The sequence below is a fragment of the Cellulomonas xylanilytica genome, assembly GCF_007989805.1.
Taxonomy (GTDB): domain Bacteria; phylum Actinomycetota; class Actinomycetes; order Actinomycetales; family Cellulomonadaceae; genus Cellulomonas; species Cellulomonas xylanilytica.
The window spans coordinates 41995-58931 of the sequence record NZ_BJUB01000003.1; the positions used below are offsets into that span (position 1 = coordinate 41995).

General features: G+C 72.7%; 18 protein-coding genes. 2 read left to right on the top strand and 16 right to left on the bottom strand.

What is annotated here, in order from left to right:
• Positions 1-63 precede the first annotated feature (63 nt).
• On the top strand, positions 64-294 hold the full coding sequence (locus CXY01_RS05640) for an RNA-binding S4 domain-containing protein (protein ID WP_146926136.1): 231 nt from the start codon (positions 64-66) through the stop codon (positions 292-294).
• Between the two features lie 2 nt (positions 295-296).
• Here the strand turns inward: CXY01_RS05640 and CXY01_RS05645 are convergent, their stop codons facing one another.
• Positions 297-794 (bottom strand): SRPBCC family protein, encoded by a 498-nt coding sequence (locus CXY01_RS05645; protein WP_146926137.1) that lies wholly within the window; start codon positions 792-794, stop codon positions 297-299.
• Positions 784-1116, bottom strand: coding sequence for an ArsR/SmtB family transcription factor (locus tag CXY01_RS05650; protein WP_146926138.1), 333 nt, complete (start codon positions 1114-1116; stop codon positions 784-786). Before CXY01_RS05650 ends, CXY01_RS05645 begins: the two co-directional genes overlap by 11 nt.
• Before the next feature lie 78 nt (positions 1117-1194).
• Between CXY01_RS05650 and CXY01_RS05655 the strand changes: the two genes are divergently transcribed.
• On the top strand, positions 1195-1761 hold the full coding sequence (locus CXY01_RS05655; RefSeq protein ID WP_146926139.1) for a peroxiredoxin: 567 nt from the start codon (positions 1195-1197) through the stop codon (positions 1759-1761).
• Here CXY01_RS05655 and dnaE read toward each other — a convergent pair.
• From dnaE to ftsW, 14 genes are all read right to left on the bottom strand, one after another.
• On the bottom strand, positions 1742-5281 hold the full coding sequence (dnaE, locus tag CXY01_RS05660) for a DNA polymerase III subunit alpha (protein WP_146926140.1): 3540 nt from the start codon (positions 5279-5281) through the stop codon (positions 1742-1744). The two genes, CXY01_RS05655 and dnaE, sit on opposite strands and share 20 nt — an antisense overlap.
• Positions 5282-5373: 92 nt before the next feature.
• Positions 5374-5856, bottom strand: a complete 483-nt coding sequence (locus CXY01_RS05665; protein WP_246125082.1) for a GNAT family N-acetyltransferase — start codon at positions 5854-5856, stop codon at positions 5374-5376.
• A complete protein-coding gene (locus CXY01_RS05670; RefSeq protein ID WP_146926141.1) occupies positions 5853-6791 on the bottom strand; it encodes an RluA family pseudouridine synthase in 939 nt (312 codons plus the stop codon). The genes CXY01_RS05665 and CXY01_RS05670 overlap by 4 nt, the downstream gene beginning before the upstream one ends.
• Positions 6784-7434: a signal peptidase II gene (locus CXY01_RS05675; protein WP_146926142.1), complete on the bottom strand. Its 651-nt coding sequence runs from the start codon at positions 7432-7434 to the stop codon at positions 6784-6786. The genes CXY01_RS05670 and CXY01_RS05675 overlap by 8 nt, the downstream gene beginning before the upstream one ends.
• A gap of 20 nt (positions 7435-7454) precedes the next feature.
• On the bottom strand, positions 7455-7910 hold the full coding sequence (locus CXY01_RS05680) for a TraR/DksA family transcriptional regulator (RefSeq protein ID WP_146926143.1): 456 nt from the start codon (positions 7908-7910) through the stop codon (positions 7455-7457).
• A gap of 171 nt (positions 7911-8081) precedes the next feature.
• The gene (locus CXY01_RS05685) at positions 8082-8765 is read right to left on the bottom strand and encodes a DivIVA domain-containing protein (protein WP_146926144.1); all 684 of its coding nucleotides are present in this window, start codon (positions 8763-8765) and stop codon (positions 8082-8084) included.
• 129 nt (positions 8766-8894) lie between these two features.
• On the bottom strand, positions 8895-9179 hold the full coding sequence (locus tag CXY01_RS05690) for a YggT family protein (protein WP_146926145.1): 285 nt from the start codon (positions 9177-9179) through the stop codon (positions 8895-8897).
• A 3-nt stretch (positions 9180-9182) separates the two neighbouring features.
• Positions 9183-9677, bottom strand: a complete 495-nt coding sequence (locus CXY01_RS05695) for a cell division protein SepF (protein ID WP_146926146.1) — start codon at positions 9675-9677, stop codon at positions 9183-9185.
• 151 nt (positions 9678-9828) lie between these two features.
• A complete protein-coding gene (gene pgeF / locus CXY01_RS05700) occupies positions 9829-10605 on the bottom strand; it encodes a peptidoglycan editing factor PgeF (RefSeq protein WP_146926147.1) in 777 nt (258 codons plus the stop codon).
• The gene (gene ftsZ / locus CXY01_RS05705) at positions 10602-11867 is read right to left on the bottom strand and encodes a cell division protein FtsZ (protein ID WP_146926148.1); all 1266 of its coding nucleotides are present in this window, start codon (positions 11865-11867) and stop codon (positions 10602-10604) included. The genes pgeF and ftsZ overlap by 4 nt, the downstream gene beginning before the upstream one ends.
• Positions 11868-12089: 222 nt before the next feature.
• Positions 12090-13121, bottom strand: coding sequence for a cell division protein FtsQ/DivIB (locus tag CXY01_RS05710; RefSeq protein ID WP_146926149.1), 1032 nt, complete (start codon positions 13119-13121; stop codon positions 12090-12092).
• On the bottom strand, positions 13118-14539 hold the full coding sequence (murC, locus tag CXY01_RS05715; protein WP_186813308.1) for a UDP-N-acetylmuramate--L-alanine ligase: 1422 nt from the start codon (positions 14537-14539) through the stop codon (positions 13118-13120). The genes CXY01_RS05710 and murC overlap by 4 nt, the downstream gene beginning before the upstream one ends.
• Positions 14536-15690 carry an undecaprenyldiphospho-muramoylpentapeptide beta-N-acetylglucosaminyltransferase gene (gene murG / locus CXY01_RS05720; RefSeq protein ID WP_246125083.1) on the bottom strand — a complete coding sequence of 385 codons (1155 nt, stop codon included), beginning with the start codon at positions 15688-15690 and terminating at the stop codon, positions 14536-14538. The genes murC and murG overlap by 4 nt, the downstream gene beginning before the upstream one ends.
• Entirely contained in the window at positions 15683-16930 is a 1248-nt protein-coding gene (gene ftsW / locus CXY01_RS05725) for a putative lipid II flippase FtsW (RefSeq protein ID WP_146926150.1), read from the bottom strand. Before ftsW ends, murG begins: the two co-directional genes overlap by 8 nt.
• Positions 16931-16937 lie beyond the last annotated feature (7 nt).

Consider the following 16937-nt stretch of genomic DNA (forward strand, 5'->3'; position numbering starts at 1 on the left):
GACCACGACCACGGGCCGGGCCGTGCGCTGCGCCACAGTGCTGCGGGGAGGCAGACTGCTCCCATGACTGCTTCCTCGGCCGAGGTCCCCATCTCCGACGACTCGATCCGGCTCGGCCAGTTCCTCAAGCTGGCGGACCTCGCCGACTCCGGCGCGCACGCCCGCGAGCTCCTGGAGGACGGGGCCGTCACGGTGAACGGTGAGGACGAGACCCGGCGCGGCCGTCAGCTGGTCAAGGGCGACGTGGTCGAGGTCGACCTGCCGACGGGCTACAAGGAGGCCACGGTCGGCTGACCTCAGGCCTGCCGGTACCGCGGCAGCGCGGCGGCGAAGAGGTCGTCCCAGTCACGGACCGCCCGGCCGGCGACGTGGTCGTCGAGCTGGTCCAGCGAGGCGTGCCACCCCCCGCCGTAGCCGCGAGCCGCCGCCTCCTCCAGGTCCAGGTGCTCCAGCACGAGGAGCGCTCCGTCGTCGTCGCCGGCGATGTCGACCGTCACCCTGCTCTCGGGCTCGCCGGGGAACTGCCACACCAGCACCATCCGGCGCGGTGCGTCGCACGCGAGGATCTCGCCGGTCGCGTTCTGGTCCGACCCGGCGACGTCCTCGCCCATCCGCAGCTCGTACCGGCCGCCCACGACCAGGTCCCCGTAGACCGGGCCGAGCCAGCGGGCCAGCCGCTCGGGGTCGGTCACGCACGACCAGAGGTCCTCGGGCGTCGTGGCGTACCGCCGCTCGAACCGGACCGTCGTGCCGGTCGGCGTCGGTGTCAGCACCCCCCACAGGTCAGTCGTCATCTCGCATCCTCCGCTTCCGCGCCCCGCGGGCGACCTCGGTCTCCAACGCGTCCAGGTGCCCGTCCCAGAACCGGCGGATGCGCCGCGCCCAGACCTCGACCTCGTCGAGCGCCTCGGGCCGGACCGAGTAGAGCCGGACCGCACCGTGCGGCACCGAGTCCACGACGCCGGCCTCGCGCAGGACGCGCAGGTGGCGCGACGCGGCGGGCTGGCTGATGCCGAACTCCGCCCCGACCGCGCTGGCCAGCTGCCCGGCGCTGCGTCCACCGTCGGCGAGCAGCTCGACGAGCCGCCGCCGGACCGGGTCTCCCAACGCATCCATCACCTGCACACGGCCGATACTTCCACTCTCGGTTATATAACGCAACTGCTATATGAACAGGCCCGTTAGCCTCGGCCCGTGGACCTCAGCCGCCTCCCGGACGACCTGCCCGCCCCCGCCGCAGACGGCGCGGCCGACCACCTGGCCGGAGCACGGCTGCCGGCGCTCGGCCTTCCCGCGACCGACGGGTCGACCGTCACCCTCGACACCCTGGGTCCCGGCCGCACGGTCCTCTACGCCTACCCGCTCACCGGCCGACCGGGCACCGACCTGCCCGACGACTGGGACGCCATCCCCGGTGCGCGCGGCTGCACCGCTGAGGCGTGCGCGTTCCGCGACCACCACGCCGACCTGCTCGCCGCCGGTGCGGCAGCGGTCTACGGGCTGTCGACGCAGGACACGGCGTACCAGCGCGAGGCCGTAGAGCGCCTGCACCTGCCGTTCGCGATGCTGAGCGACGCGGCCCTCGCCGTCACGCGCGCGATGGACCTGCCCACGTTCGACGCCGCCGGCCGGACGCTGCTGCGCCGGCTCACGATGGTGGTGCGCGACGGCGTCGTCGAGAAGGTCTTCTACCCCGTCTTCCCGCCCGACCGGCACGCGGCCGAGGTGCTCGCGTGGCTGGTCAGGACGCCAGGCAGCTAGGCCCGAGCAGCGCCTTCAGATCCCCGAACAGGGACGGCGACCGTTCGACGCGCAGCCCGTGGTCCAGTCGCATGACGGTCGCCCGACCGGGGCTGGTCAGGCGCAGGTGAACCTCCGTCACGCCCGGGTGCGTGGACAGCACCTCCCGCAACCGCTCCACCACCGGCGGCGTGCACCGCGAGACCGCCATCGACACCACGACGGGTGCGTCGGCCGCCTGCGACACGTCCGGCAGCGACACCTCCATGGCCTGCAGCTGCATGGTCTCGTCGCGCCGCCGGACCCGACCGCGGACCACCACGACCGCGTCCTCGGCCAGCGCCGTGGAGTACGCCAGGTAGGTCTCGCCGAAGAACATGATCTCGACCGAGGCCTCCATGTCCTCGATCGTGACCGCGGCCCACGGGTTGCCTTGCTTCGACATCTTGCGCTGCAGCGACGTGATGAGGCCGGCGATGACGACCGTCGAGCCGTCCGGGCGCTGCTCGTCCTGCAGCAGCGTGGCGATCGACACGTCCGCCGCGGCGGCGAGCACGTGCTCGAGCCCCGACAGCGGGTGGTCCGAGACGTACAGGCCGAGCATCTCCCGCTCGAACGCCAGGCGCTGCTTCTTGTCCCAGTCGGGGAGGTCCGGCACGACGACCGCGAAGCCCTGCCCGCCGTCGTCACCGCCCATGAGGTCCGCGAACAGGTCGAACTGGCCCTCCGCCTCCTTGCGCTTCACCCCGATCACCGAGTCGACAGCCTGCTCGTGGACCAGCAGCAGCGCGCGCCGCGCGTGGCCGAGCGAGTCGAACGCCCCGGCCTTGATCAGCGACTCGATGGTCCGCTTGTTGCAGACGACCGCGGGCACCTTGTCCAGGAAGTCGGTGAAGGACGTGAACGCGCCCTTCTCCTCGCGCGCTCGCACGATCGCGTCGACCACGTTGGCGCCGACGTTGCGGATAGCCGTCAGCCCGAAGCGGATGTCCTTGCCGACGGCCGTGAAGTTGGCCGACGACGAGTTCACGTCCGGAGCCAGGACGGTGATGCCCATGTGCCGGCACTCACCCAGGTACAGCGCCGACTTGTCCTTGTCGTCGCGGACGCTGGTGAGCAGTCCCGCCATGTACTCGGTCGGGTAGTTCGCCTTGAGGTAGGCGGTCCAGTAGGAGATGACGCCGTACGCGGCGGAGTGCGCCTTGTTGAAGGCGTACCCGGCGAACGGCACCAGCACGTCCCAGACGGCCTGGATGGACGCGTCCGAGTAGCCGCGCTCGCGCATGCCGGCCTGGAAGGGGACGAACTCCTTGTCCAGGACCTCCTTCTTCTTCTTGCCCATCGCGCGGCGCAGCAGGTCGGCCTGGCCCAGCGTGTAGCCGGCCAGCTTCTGCGCGGCGCGCTGCACCTGCTCCTGGTAGACGATCAGCCCGTGGGTGATGCCCACGACCTCCTCGAGCGGCGCCTCCAGCTCGGGGTGGATGGGCTCCACCTTCTGCAGACCGTTCTTGCGCAGCGCGTAGTTGATGTGGGAGTTCATCCCCATCGGGCCCGGGCGGTACAGCGCGATGACGGCCGAGATGTCCTCGAAGTTGTCGGGACGCATCTGGCGCAGCAGCGACCGCATGGGACCGCCGTCGAGCTGGAACACCCCCAGGGTGTCGCCGCGGCCGAGGAGCTCGTAGGTCGCCGGGTCGTCGAGCGGGACCTCTTCGATCTTGATGGCCGGCTTGCCGTTCATCTCGATGTTCTCGAGCGCGTCGTCGAGGATCGTGAGGTTGCGCAGACCGAGGAAGTCCATCTTGATCAGGCCCAGGGCCTCGGACCCCGGCTGGTCGAACTGCGTGATGATCGCGCCGTCCTGGGGGCGCCGCATGATCGGCACGATGTCCACGAGGGGCTCGCTCGACATGATGACGCCGGCCGCGTGCACGCCCCACTGCCGCTTGAGGTTCTCCAGCCCCTTCGCGGTCTCCAGCACGCGCTGCGCCTCGGGGTCGGCCTGCACCACCTGGCGGAACTCGTCGGCCTCCGCGTAGCGGGCGTCCTGCGGGTTGTAGATGCCCGACAGCGTGATGTCCTTGCCCATCACCGCGGGCGGCATCGCCTTGGTGAGCTTCTCCCCCATCGCGAACGGGAAGCCGAGCACGCGGGATGCGTCCTTGAGCGCCTGCTTGGCCTTGATCGTGCCGTACGTGACGATCTGGGCGACGCGGTCCTCGCCGTACTTGTCCGTCACGTACCGGATGACCTCACCGCGCCGACGCTCGTCGAAGTCGACGTCGACGTCGGGCCAGGACACGCGCTCGGGGTTGAGGAACCGCTCGAAGATCAGGCCGTGCTCGAGCGGGTCCAGCTCGGTGATGCCCATCGCGTACGACGCCATCGAGCCGGCGGCGGACCCACGGCCGGGGCCCACGCGGATGCCCTGGTCCTTGGCCCAGTTGATGAAGTCGGCGACGACGAGGAAGTAGCCGGAGAACCCGAGCTGGGTGATGACGCCCGTCTCGTACTCGGCCTGCGTGCGGACGTCCGACGGGATCGTCCCGTGGTACCGCTTCTGCAGGCCGGTCTCGACCTCCTTGATGAACCAGGAGTCCTCGCTCTCCCCCGCCGGGACGGGGAAGTTCGGCATGAAGTTGGCGTCGGTGTTGAACTCCACCTCGCACTGCTCCGCGATGAGGACCGTGTTGTCGCAGGCCTCCGGGATCTCCGCCCACGTGCGCCGCATCTCCTCGGCGGACTTCAGGTAGAACTGGTCGGTGTCGAACTTGAACCGGTCGGGGTCGGCCAGGGTCGAGCCCGACTGGACGCACAGCAGCACCTCGTGCGCGTGGCTGTCCTCGTGCTTCGTGTAGTGCAGGTCGTTCGTCGCGACGACGGGGGCCCCGATCGACTCGGCGAGCCGCCGCAGGTCCTTGATGACCCGCGTCTCGATCTCGAGCCCGTGGTCCATCAGCTCGACGTAGTAGTTCTCCTTGCCGAACAGGTCCTGCATCTCGCCCGCGGCCCGCACGGCCTCGTCGAACTGGCCCAGCCGGATGCGCGTCTGCACCTCGCCCGACGGGCAGCCGGTGGTCGCGATGAGCCCGTCGCTGTAGGTGCTGAGCAGCTCGCGGTCCATGCGCGGCCACTTGCCCATCTGGCCCTCGAGCGACGCCAGCGACGACATCCGGAAGAGGTTGTGCATCCCCTTCGTGGACTTGGCCAGCAACGTCATGTGCGTGTACGCGCCGCGCGCCGAGACGTCGTCGGCCGCCTGGTGCGACTCGCCCCACCGCACGCGGTTCTGGTCGAACCGGCTGGTGCCCGGCGTGACGTACGCCTCGACGCCGATGATCGGCTTGATGCCGTGGCTGCGGGCCTTCTGCCAGAAGTCGAACGCCCCGAACAGGTACCCGTGGTCGGTGATGGCGACAGCCGTCTGACCGAGCCGGTTGGCCTCGGTGAACAGGTCGTCCAGGCGCGCCGCGCCGTCGAGCATCGAGTACTCGGTGTGCACGTGGAGGTGGACGAAGTCGGAGCCTCCAGCTGATGCCATGCGGGCGATCCTACGTGCCCGCACCGACACCCAGACCGCCGCCGACCGTGTCGCCAGGGTGCACGGCGTGTCGCCCTGAGGCGTGTCGTGACCTACGCCGGAGCCGACACGACCTTCACCGCGTCGCGGTGCCAGATGGCCTCGTCGAGGTACCGCTCCTCACGCGCGACGTAGCCGAGTCTTGCGTAGAAACCGAGCGCCTGCTCCTGCGCGCTGAGCTCGACCGACACCGTGCGGACGCCGTCCACGACGTCCCCGAACCGCTCCAGCGCCGCGGCCTCGAGGGCGGTCATCAGCACCGCACCGACGCCGAGGCCCCGGGCGGTGGCGCTCACGGCGACCCGACCGATGTGGGCAGGCTCACCGGCGTGGTGCGGCGGCAGGAGCCGGGCGGTGCCGAGCGCCGAGCCGTCGTCGCCGAGCGCAAGGACGTGCAGCGTCGCCGGGTCGTCGTCGAGCGCGTCCATCTCGCGCTCGGGAGCCACGTTCTGCTCCTGCACGAACACGGCCATGCGGATCGCGGTCATGGCCGCGCGCTGCTCGGGCGTCTCCACCCGGACGACGCGCACGCTCACGCGTACCCGTCCTGCAGCACCGCCAGCGACCGCGACAGGTCCTCCGGGTACTCGCTGGTCAGCTCCAGCCACTCGCCGGTGGTCGGGTGGTGGAACCCGAGGCGCATGGCGTGCAGCCACTGCCGTCCCAGCCCCACCCGTGCGGCGAGCGCCGGGTCCGCCCCGTACATGAGGTCACCGACGCAGGGGTGCCTCGTCGCAGCGAAGTGCACGCGGATCTGGTGGGTGCGACCCGTCTCCAGGTGGACCTCGACCAGGGAGGCCGCGGGCAGCATCTCGAGCACCTCGTAGTGCGTGACCGACGGCTTGCCGTCCGCGACGACCGCGAACTTCCAGTCCGAGCTGGGGTGTCGGCCGATGGGGGCGTCGATGGTGCCGGTGGTCGGCTCCGGATGGCCCTGCACGAGCGCGTGGTAGACCTTCTCGACCGTGCGCTCCTTGAACGCCCGCTTGAGCACGGTGTACGCGTGCTCGGACTTGGCGACGACCATCAGGCCGGACGTGCCGGCGTCCAGACGGTGCACGATCCCCTGCCGCTCCGCGGCCCCCGACGTCGAGATGCGGTAGCCGACGGCCACGAGCGCACCGACGACGGTCGGGCCCGTCCAGCCCGGCGACGGGTGCGCGGCGACGCCGACGGGCTTGTCGATGACCACCAGGTCGTCGTCGTCGTACACGATCCGCATGCCGGGCACCGGCTCCGCGACGACCTCGATCGTCTGCGCCGGGACGACGTCCGGGATCTCGACCTCGAGCCACCCGCCGGCGGACAGCCGGTCGGACTTGCCCAGCTCCTTGCCGTCGAGCTGCACGCCCCCGGCCTCGGCGATCTCCGCGGCCCGCGTGCGCGACAGGCCGAGCAGCCGGGCCAGCGCCGCGTCGACCCGCTCGCCGACCAGCCCGTCCGGCACGGGCATCGCGCGCGTGTCAGGCATTCTGCTCGGTGCTCGTCGGGGGGGCGACGGCGGTCGCGGCGGTCGGCGCGGCGGCGTCCTGGTCGAGATCGGCCGGGTCGGTCGCGCTCTCGTCGTCAGTCTCCGGCTGCTGCTGACCGTCGCGCGTGCCGTCGATGTGCACCCCCCGCGCGGCGAGGATCACGACGAGGACGGCCGCGGACACGATCGCGATGTCCGCGACGTTCCCGACGAACCAGTCGGCGTACGCGATGAAGTCGACGACGTGCCCCCGGGCGATCCCCGGCTCGCGGACGAGCCTGTCGACCAGGTTCCCGAGCGCGCCTCCGAGCAGCAGGCCCAGCGCGACGGCCCAGGCCCGCGACCCGATACGCCGGCTCGCGCGGACCACCACCACGATGACCGCGGCCGCCACGATGGTGAGCAGCCAGGTCATCCCCGTCGCGATCGACAGCGCCGCGCCGGGGTTGAACACCAGCTGCAGACCCAGCAGGTCGCCCACCAGGTCCCGACGCTCACCCTCGACCAGCGAGCTGATCGCCCACGCCTTCGACACCTGGTCGAGGACCAGCACGACGGCGGAGATCGAGAAGAGCGTGATCAGCAGGGCGCGCCGACGGGTGCTCGCAGGCGCGTCAGGCTGGTCGTCCGTGGTGGTGGGCACCGCAGGAGTCTACGTGCGCGTCAGCGACGCTCTTCGCGCTGCTTGCACTCCACGCAGAGGGTCGCCCGCGGGAATGCCTGGACGCGCGCCTTGCCGACGGCCTTGCCGCACGACTCGCACGTGGCGAACGTGCCGGCGGAGATCCTCGACAGGGCGCGGGTGGTCTGCGCGAGCAGGTCCCGGGTGTTGTTCACCAGCGTGAGCTCCTGCTCACGCTCGAGCGCCGACGAGCCGGAGTCGGCCTGGTCGTCCCCCGCGCCGTCGCCGGAGTTGCGCAGCAGGTCCGACAGCTCCGCGTCGGCGGCGGCGAGCTCGCTCGTCAGCCGGTCGATGTCGCTGGTCAGCTCGTCGGCGATGTCCTTCACCTCGCGGGCGGTCCACGGCTTCTCGCCGTCCCGCACCGGGAACTGCTTGACCAGCTTGGTCAGGTCCTTGATATCCGTGCTGACGTCGACCGCGCTGAGCGCGTCATTCATGGCCACGAGCGGGCCCCCCTGTCCTCGAAGTCACGCGACTGTATGCGGGTGAAGTCAGGGACACAACACGCCACGCCGGGTGAAACCCGGCGTGGCGTGTCGGAATTGTCGGCCTGACCTGTGGTGATGCAGGGCGCATCAGTTCCGGCGGGTGGTCGCCGGGGAAGGCTGTCAGAGGTTCTGGCCGTCTCCGACCGTCTGCGGCTGACCCGAGCGGGGCGGCAACGCGTTGCCCCGGTTGTCCAGGTCGCCCAGCAGGTTCTCCAGGTAGCTCTTGAGGCGGGTCCGGTAGTCGCGCTCGAACACCCGCAGCTCGTCGATCTTGCGCTCGAGCAGCGACCGCTCCTGCTCCAGCTGGCCGAGCGTGCGCTGCGACGTCTCCTCGGCCTCGCGGACGATGCGGTTGGCCTGGCTCTTGGCCTCGCCGACCAGACGGTCGGACTCCTCCTGGCCGCTGCGCACGTAGTCGTCGTGCAGCTTCTGGGCCAGGGCGAGCATCCCGGTGGCGGACTCCGGCTCGCTCGTGCGCTGGCCGCCCTGCACCGGCGCGACGACGGGCGCCTGCTGCGCGACCGGCGCGGCGAGCACCGGGGCGGGAGCGGGGACCGGCTCGGGCGTGGGCTCGGGCTTCGGGGCCGGCGCGGCCTGCTGGGCGCCTGCACGGCTCAGCTCGGCGATGCGGCGCTCGGCCGCGGCGAGCTTCGTCTTCAGGTCGTCGTTCTCACCCTGCAGGTCGCGCAGCGTGTTGACGACCTCGTCCAGGAAGTCGTCGACCTCGTCCTGGTCGTAGCCCTCGCGGAACTTCGTGGCCTGGAACTTCTTGTTCAAGACCTCGTCTGCGGTCAGCAGAGCCATCGTCATCACCTCAGTCGGTAGTGCTGGGTCGGGCCGGCGGCAGTCCACCGACCGCCTCGGGCCACGGTAGCGGAGAATGCGGCGCCCGCACGTCCCCGCGACACGCGCAGAGACGCCGTGGGGGTCGGATCAGATGCTGCTGAGGATGCTCATCAGGATGGAGCAGCCGAGCACCAGCACGAGGAAGGCCAGGTCCAGGCGGATAGACCCGATGGTCAGCGGCGGGAGGATCCGTCGCAACGCCTTCAGCGGCGGATCCGTCACCGTGTAGGTCGCCTCGGCGATCACCAGCGCGACGCCGGAGGGGTGCCAGTCCCGCGCGAAGAACTGCACCCAGTCCAGCACCAGCCGGATGAGCAGCAGGATGAAGAACGCGAGGACGACGTAGAAGAGCAGTGCTGCGACGAGTTGCACGCGTCAGCTCTGGTTGTAGAAGCCTGCGCGCGTCGGCGGCTCGGCGACCGGACCAGCGGCCTCGCCGGCGACCTCGACGTGGGCGGGCGAGAGCAGGAACACCTTGCTCGTCACACGCTCGATCGCGCCGTGCAGCCCGAAGATCAGGCCCGCGGAGAAGTCGACCAGACGCTTGGCGTCCGCGTCGTCCATGTCCGTGAGGTTCATGATCACCGGGGTGCCCTCGCGGAACGCCTCACCGATCTTGCGGGCGTCGTTGTAGGACCGCGGGTGGATCGTGGTGATCCGCCGCAGCTCACCGGCGACCGGAGCGGCCTGCGGCGCGGCCTGCGTGGGCAGGGTCGTGCGCGTCGGCCGGTGCAGCGGCGTGACCTGGGCCTCGTACTCCTGCGGCACCGCGACCTCCTGGTCGTCGAACTCCTCGAGGTACTCCTCGTGCTCCGACCGGTCGTCGGCCAGGCCGAGGTACAGCATCGTCTTGCGCAGCGCTCCGGCCATCGCGTTGGCTCCCTCCCCGGATCCCTCCGGACCATCCCGGAGCCCGTGCCGGTCCAGCCGGCGACGATGGGCTCCCTCTGCCGGTCACGCTAGCAACGCCGCCGTTCCGCCCGCCTCGCGACACGCCCGACGGCCACGCGTTGTTCCGTGTTCACCTCAGGGGTGCTCCACGCGGCGGCCGGACCACACCGGCGAACCGCCCCGTGCGCTGCGAGCGCCGGAACGAGAAGAGGGCCGGGTCCGTCCAGGTGTCCCTCGCCAGGTGGACGACCTGCTCGACACCGGCGGCGCCCAGCACCGCCGAGACGCCGGCGGGCAGGTCCAGCGCGGGGGTCCCCCATGACGTCGTCGCCCTCGTCTCCGGGACCGAGGCCGTGACCTCGTCCTGCAGGTCCGCGGGCACCTCGTAGGACCGTCCAGCGATCGCCGGACCGATCGCGGCACGCACCCGCTCGACCGAGGCGCCGTGCTCGACCATCGTCGCGACGGCCGCCTGCACCACCCCGGCCACGAGCCCCCGGCGGCCGGCGTGCACGGCGGCCACGACGCCCGCCCCGGGATCCGCGAGCAGGACCGGGACGCAGTCGGCCACGAGCACCGCGACCGCGACGTCCGGCGACGTCGACACCAGCGCGTCGGCCTCGCCCACGGACGTGGACCCGGGTGCGGGCGGCCGCGACAGGACCAGGACGTGGCTGCCGTGCACCTGCGTCGCGTACGCCACCGGCGCACGGGCCCACCGCTCGACCCCCGCCCGGTTGCGCTCGACGGCCGACGGGTCGTCGCCGACCGCGTAGCCGAGGTTCAGCGCGTCGTACGGCGGTCGGCTGACGCCGCCGCCCCGCGTGCTGAACCCGGCGCGGACGCCCGCACCGAGGTCGACCTCGACGACGGGCGGGACGTCCGTCCCCGGCGGGCGACCGCTCACTTGAGGAAGTCGGGCACGTCCAGCTCGTCGCGGTCCCGGTCGCGACGGGGGGCGTCCTCGGTGAAGATCCGGGGCACCTCCAGCGCGCCGGTGATGGGCGTCGGCTCGGCCTCGGTGGACAGGAAGGCCGGGACGTCGGGCTGCGTCGGCGCGGCGTGGTTCGGCGTGTACGCGCCGACGGGCACCAGCTGCTCCTCCGGGTCGAGCACCGGGCGCGGCGCCGGGACGCGCGGGGCAACCGACGGCACCTGCCGGGCGGCGGAGGAGTTGCCGCTCACCTGGCCGAGCGCGCGCGCGTCGCGTCGGACCGTCGGTGAGCCCGAGTCGAACCCGGCCGCGATCACCGTGACCCGCACCTCGTCGCCGAGGGCGTCGTCGATGACCGCGCCGAAGATGATGTTGGCCTCGGGGTGCGCGGCCTCCTGCACCAGACGGGCCGCCTCGTTGATCTCGAAGAGGCCGAGGTCGGAGCCGCCCTGGATCGACAGCAGGACGCCGTGGGCGCCGTCGATGCTGGCCTCCAGCAGCGGTGAGGAGATCGCCATCTCGGCCGCCTGCACCGCGCGGTCGTCGCCGCGGGCGAAGCCGATACCCATGAGGGCCGAGCCGGCACCCTGCATGACGGACTTCACGTCGGCGAAGTCGAGGTTGATGAGGCCCGGCGTGGTGATGAGGTCCGTGATGCCCTGGACACCGGAGAGCAGGACCTGGTCCGCCGAGTGGAACGCGTCGAGCACCGAGACGGACCGGTCGGAGATCTGCAGCAGCCGGTCGTTCGGGATGACGATGAGCGTGTCGACCTCGGCACGCAGCGCCTCGATGCCGCTGTCGGCCTGCACGGAGCGGCGGCGGCCCTCGAACGTGAACGGCCGCGTGACCACACCGATGGTGAGGGCGCCCAGCGAGCGAGCGATCCGAGCGACGACCGGCGCGCCACCGGTGCCCGTCCCGCCGCCCTCGCCCGCGGTGACGAAGACCATGTCGGCGCCCCGCAGGACGTCCTCGATCTCGTCCTTGTGGTCCTCGGCGGCCTTCTTGCCGACCTCGGGGTCGGCGCCGGCGCCGAGGCCGCGGGTGAGCTCGCGGCCGACGTCGAGCTTCACGTCGGCGTCCGACATGAGCAGGGCCTGGGCGTCGGTGTTGACGGCGATGAACTCGACACCCTTGAGGCCGACCTCGATCATGCGGTTCACGGCGTTGACGCCGCCGCCGCCGATGCCGACGACCTTGATGACCGCCAGGTAGTTCTGCGGAGCTGCCACGGTGGGTGCCTCTCGTTCTGTGCCGGTCGCGGCCGGGGCCACGGGGTCCGTCCGCGACCCGCGGGGCGGCGGGTCGGCGTCGGGGTGAAACCTTCACCCTCTACTTGAGGGTTATAGTTATGTCAGGTGTGCTGTCAGTGCGTGACGCTAGGTGTCGTCCGCACCGCGATCAACGACCGCGCCGCGCGTGTCGGGACTTGCCGGCGAAACTCGCCCGCGGGCCTACTTCGTGATCGGCAGCCGAGGGGCGGACACGTCGATGACGGTCGCACCCGCGGCCGCCGGCGACGTGCGCAGGGCCGAGAGCACCGCGATCTTCAGCGGCGTCTCGCTCGCGCTCCCCCAGTCGACGCGGACCCCGTCGCGCAGGTTCATCGTCACCGTGTCCTGCGTACGGGCCGACACGTCGCCCACCTGCGCGAGCAGGTCGGCGGGCAGCCGCTGGAGCACGCTCAGCACGGCACGCAGCGTCCGCTTGTCCCCCACCGGCACGTCCACCACCGGCAGCCCCTCGGGAGCCGCGTCCACGCGGCCCACCTGCACGCCGTCCATGTCGAGGAGCGCGAAGCCGGGCTGGGCCGGCACGGCCCCCGGCGTCGCGGGGTCGACCTGCTCCGGCACCGCGGCCACGGGTTCCCGGGCGACGAGCACCACGGCGAGACCGTGCGGCCACTCGCGCGTCACCCGCGCCTCCCGGACCCCGGGCACCTCGAGCACCTCGTCGCGCAGCCCCACCGTGTCCAGCCGCGGCAGGGGTGTCGTCGCGTGCGCACCGACGACGCCGAGCACCTGGTCGACCGCGACCACGGTGCCCGCGCCCTCGACGCGCACCTTCGCCGGGTCGAGGGCGAGCACCGGGGAGAAGAACAGCAGCCACCCGAGCGCGGCGACCACGACCGTCGAGCCCGCGACCAGCAGCACCTGGCGCCGGGCGAGGTTGCGGCGCGCGCGCGAACGCTCGGCGAACCGGGCCGCCGAGCTGGTGGACACCACCGGCGCGGCCACCGGACCGGCGTACCGCCGGGCGCCACCGGCGCTGTACGTCGTGACCGCGCGGCTGAACGGCGCCTGGTCCTCCTCCGGCACGGCGGGGGTCGGAGCAGTCACCGGCTTGCCGCGGGGCGCCGGCGTCGGCTTCGAGGCCGGGGTCGGCCTGGCGACGGGTGTCGGGGCCGACGCCGGTGCGGTCCGACGCGGGGCGGCGGGGCGGCCGGGCGCCGGGCTGCGTGGACCGGCCGGGCGCGACGGGCTCATGCGCTGCGTCCTGCCTCGCCGGCGAGCGCGTCGAGCACCACGGACGCCAGCAGCGTCACGTCGCCGGCCCCCACCGTGAGCACCAGGTCACCGGGGCGTGCCGCCGCCGCGACCGCGCGGGCCGCCTCGAACCGGTCGGGCACGAACGACGCCTTGCCGGGCGTCGGGACGTTGTCCACGATCAGCGCCCCCGTCACGGACGGGTCGGGGTCCTCCCGGGCCCCGTACACGTCCGTGACGACCACCACGTCCGCCAGGTCGAACGCGGCTCCGAACTCGACGGCGAACGTGCGGGTGCGCGAGTACAGGTGCGGCTGGAACAGCGCGACGACGCGGCCGTCACCGACCACCGAGCGCGCGCCGCGCAGCAGCGCCGCGACCTCGGTCGGGTGGTGCGAGTAGTCGTCGACCACGCGGACGCCGTTGACCGTCCCGCGGTCCTCGAAGCGCCGCCCGGTGCCGCGGAACGCCGCGAGACCGTCGGCGGCGTCGGGCACCCCCAGGCGCCGGGCCGTGGCCCACGCCGCCGCCGCGTTCAGGGCGTTGTGCGCGCCCGGGAACGCGAGCCGCACAGTGGTGGTCACGTCGCCCGCGGCGAGGTCGAACGCCCATCGCCCGGCGTCGGCACGCAGCTCGCCCACGACCACGTCGGCGGCCGGCGCCGTGCCGTAGGTGACGACCGAGACGTCCCGGGCAGCGAGCGACTCGCGGACGCGCTCGACCAGCCGCACCGCGCCGGCGTCGTCGGCACAGGCGACGAGCGTGCCACCCGGCCGGATGCGCTCGGCGAACCGCACGAACACCTCCTCGAACGCCTCGGCCGAGCCGTAGTGGTCGAGGTGGTCCGGTTCGACGTTGGTGACGACGGCCACGAGCGGCGCGTACGCGAGGAACGAGCCGTCGGACTCGTCCGCCTCCGCCACGAAGGCCGGGCCGGCGCCGTCGCGCCCCCCGCCGAGCGGTCCGTCGGCGGAGAACACCGTGCCGCCGATCGCGAATGAGGGGTCGGCTCCCGCGTGCAGCAGAGCCGTCGCGATCATGGCGGACGTCGTGGTCTTGCCGTGCGCGCCGGCCACCGCGACCGCGTCCCGGTCCACCATGAGCGAGGCCAGCGCCTCGGAGCGGTGCAGCACCCGCAGGCCCCGCTCGCGGGCCCGGGCCAGCTCGGGGTTGGACTCCCGGACGGCCGACGAGATCACGACGGTGTCGACCTCGTCGACGAGCGACGCCTCGTGGCCCACGTGCACGTCGACGCCCGCCGCGCGCAGTGCCGGCAGCGCGGGGCCGTCGGCGGCGTCGGACCCGCTGACGGCCACGCCCCGGGCGGCGAGCAGCGCGGCGATCGCCGACATGCCGGCACCCCCGACGCCGACCAGGTGCACGCGGCCGAGGTCCGCGGGCCGCAGCCCGCCCGTCACGGCAGCTCCTTCTCGACCAGCCGGGCGACCCGCGCCGCGGCGTCGCGGACGCCGACGCCCGCGGCGGCGCGGCCCATGCGCTCCCGCGTCTCCGCAGCCGCGTCGCCGACCAGCAGGACGGGCAGGTGCGCACGGATCCAGGCGGGGTCCAGGTCGGCGTCGTCGACCAGGAGCCCGCCACCGGCCGCGACGACCGCCGCGGCGTTCAGCCGCTGCTCACCGTTGCCCACGGGCAGCGGGACGTAGACCGCCGGGATGCCGAGCGCCGCCTGCTCGCACACCGTGCCGGCGCCGGACCGGCCGACGACCACGTCCGCGACCGCCAGCGCGAGCTGCATCTCGGTCAGGTACTCCCGTACGTGGTACCGCTCCGCACCCGGCACCCCGACCAGCGCGGCGCGGACCGCGTCGGCCTTGCCGGCACCCGTGAGGTGCAGCACCTGGACGCCGGCCGCCAGCAGGTCGGCAGCGGCCCCGGCGACCGCCGTGTTGACGCTCACCGCACCGAGCGACCCCCCGGACACCAGGAGCGTCGGGAGGGCCGGGTCGAGGCCGAGCTCCGCCGCGGCGGCGGCACGCGTCCCGGCGCGGTCATCGAGGCGCTGCTCCACCAGCCGCGCGATCGGCGCGCGCAGCGGCAGGCCGGTGACCTGCGCGCCGGGCAGCGCCGTGCCGGGGAAGGTCACCGCGACCGCACGGGCCCACCGGGCACCCAGCCGGTTGGCCAGCCCCGCGCGGGCGTTCTGCTCGTGGACGACGACCGGGATCCCCCGGCGGCGCGCCGCGAGGTAGGCCGGGGTCGCGACGTAGCCGCCGAAGCCGACCACCACCTGCGCGCCCGAGTCGTCGATCGCGGTGCCCGCCGCGCGGACCGCGTCGCGCAGGCGCGTCGGCAGGCGGAACCAGTCGAGGGTCGGCCTGCGCGGCAGCGGGACGCGCGGGACGACGGCCAGCGGGAGGCCGTGCTCCGGGACCAGGCGGGACTCCAGGCCCTCGGCGGTGCCGAGGACGGTGAGCCGGATGGTCGGGTGACGCCGGACGAGCTCGTCGGCGACGGCGAGCAGCGGGTTGACGTGTCCCGCGGTGCCGCCGCCGGCGAGGAGCACGGCGGGTCCCGTGGGCACGGCGGGGACGGGGTGGGGCTCAGCCACGGGACCGCCCGATCACGGCCAGCGACCGACGGACCACCCCGGGCCGGGCCGCTAGGGCCTCCGCCGCACCGGGCTCCGAGCGCGCGAACGAGATGAGCACGCCCAGGGCGGCCATCGTCATGATCAACGCCGAGCCGCCCGCCGAGACGAGCGGGAGCGGGACACCGATCACCGGTGCCAGGCCGATGACGACCGCGACGTTCACCAGCGCCTGGCCGATGATCCAGCACAGGATCGCGCCCGTCGTGATCTGGACGAACGGGTCGGGGTGCCGGCGGATCACCCGGATCATGGCGAACGCGAGCAGGCCGAACAGCCCGAGGACGAGGAGGGTGCCGATGAGACCGAGCTCCTCACCGAGGATCGCGAAGATGAAGTCGTTGTGCGCGGCCGGCAGGTAGGACCACTTCTCGCGGCTCTCCCCCAGACCGAGCCCGCCCCAGCCACCGCTGGCCAGTCCCCAGCCGCCGTGCAGCGTCTGGTAGCACGACGACGCGGCGTCGCACTCGTCCGAGAGCCAGGACAGGATGCGCGCCGTGCGGTTCTTGCTGCTGACCGTCAGCAGGAACGTCAGCCCGCCCGCGAGCAGCGCGGCGAGGCCGAACATCCGCATCGGCACGCCGGCGACGAACAGCGCGCCCGCCACCAGCATGATGAGCACGAGCGCGGTGCCCAGGTCGTGCCCGGCGAGCACGACGAGGATCGCCAGACCGGCGACCGGGACTGCCGGGATGAGGGCGTGCTTCCACTCGCGCAGCAGCGACAGCTTGCGGGTCAGGACCGCCCCGAGCCAGATGGCGAGCGCGAGCTTGATCGTCTCGGACGGCTGCGCGGAGAAGCCCGGCAGGCACACCCAGTTGCGGTTGCCGCCCGTGCCGCAGCCGAGACCGGGGACGAACACGAGCAGCTGGAAGACGATGGCGAGGCCGAGCGCGGGCCACGCGACGGCCTGGAAGAACTTCACCGGCGCCCGCGACAGCCCGAACAGCAGGGGCAGGCCGATGAGCGCGTACTTCGCCTGGTCGAGGAACACGGCGTAGGGCGAGTCCCCGTCGTCCAGCGACTCCACGCTCGAGCTGGACAGCACCATGACGAGACCGATGACGAGCAGGAGCGCCGTCGCACCGATGAGCACGTAGTAGCTGGTGACCGCGCTGTTCCACTGCCCGAGCAGCGAGCTGGTCGGGGGTGCGGGCTCCGCCGGTCGGCGCGCGTCGGGGCGCGGGGTGGTCGTCGTCATCGCTCCC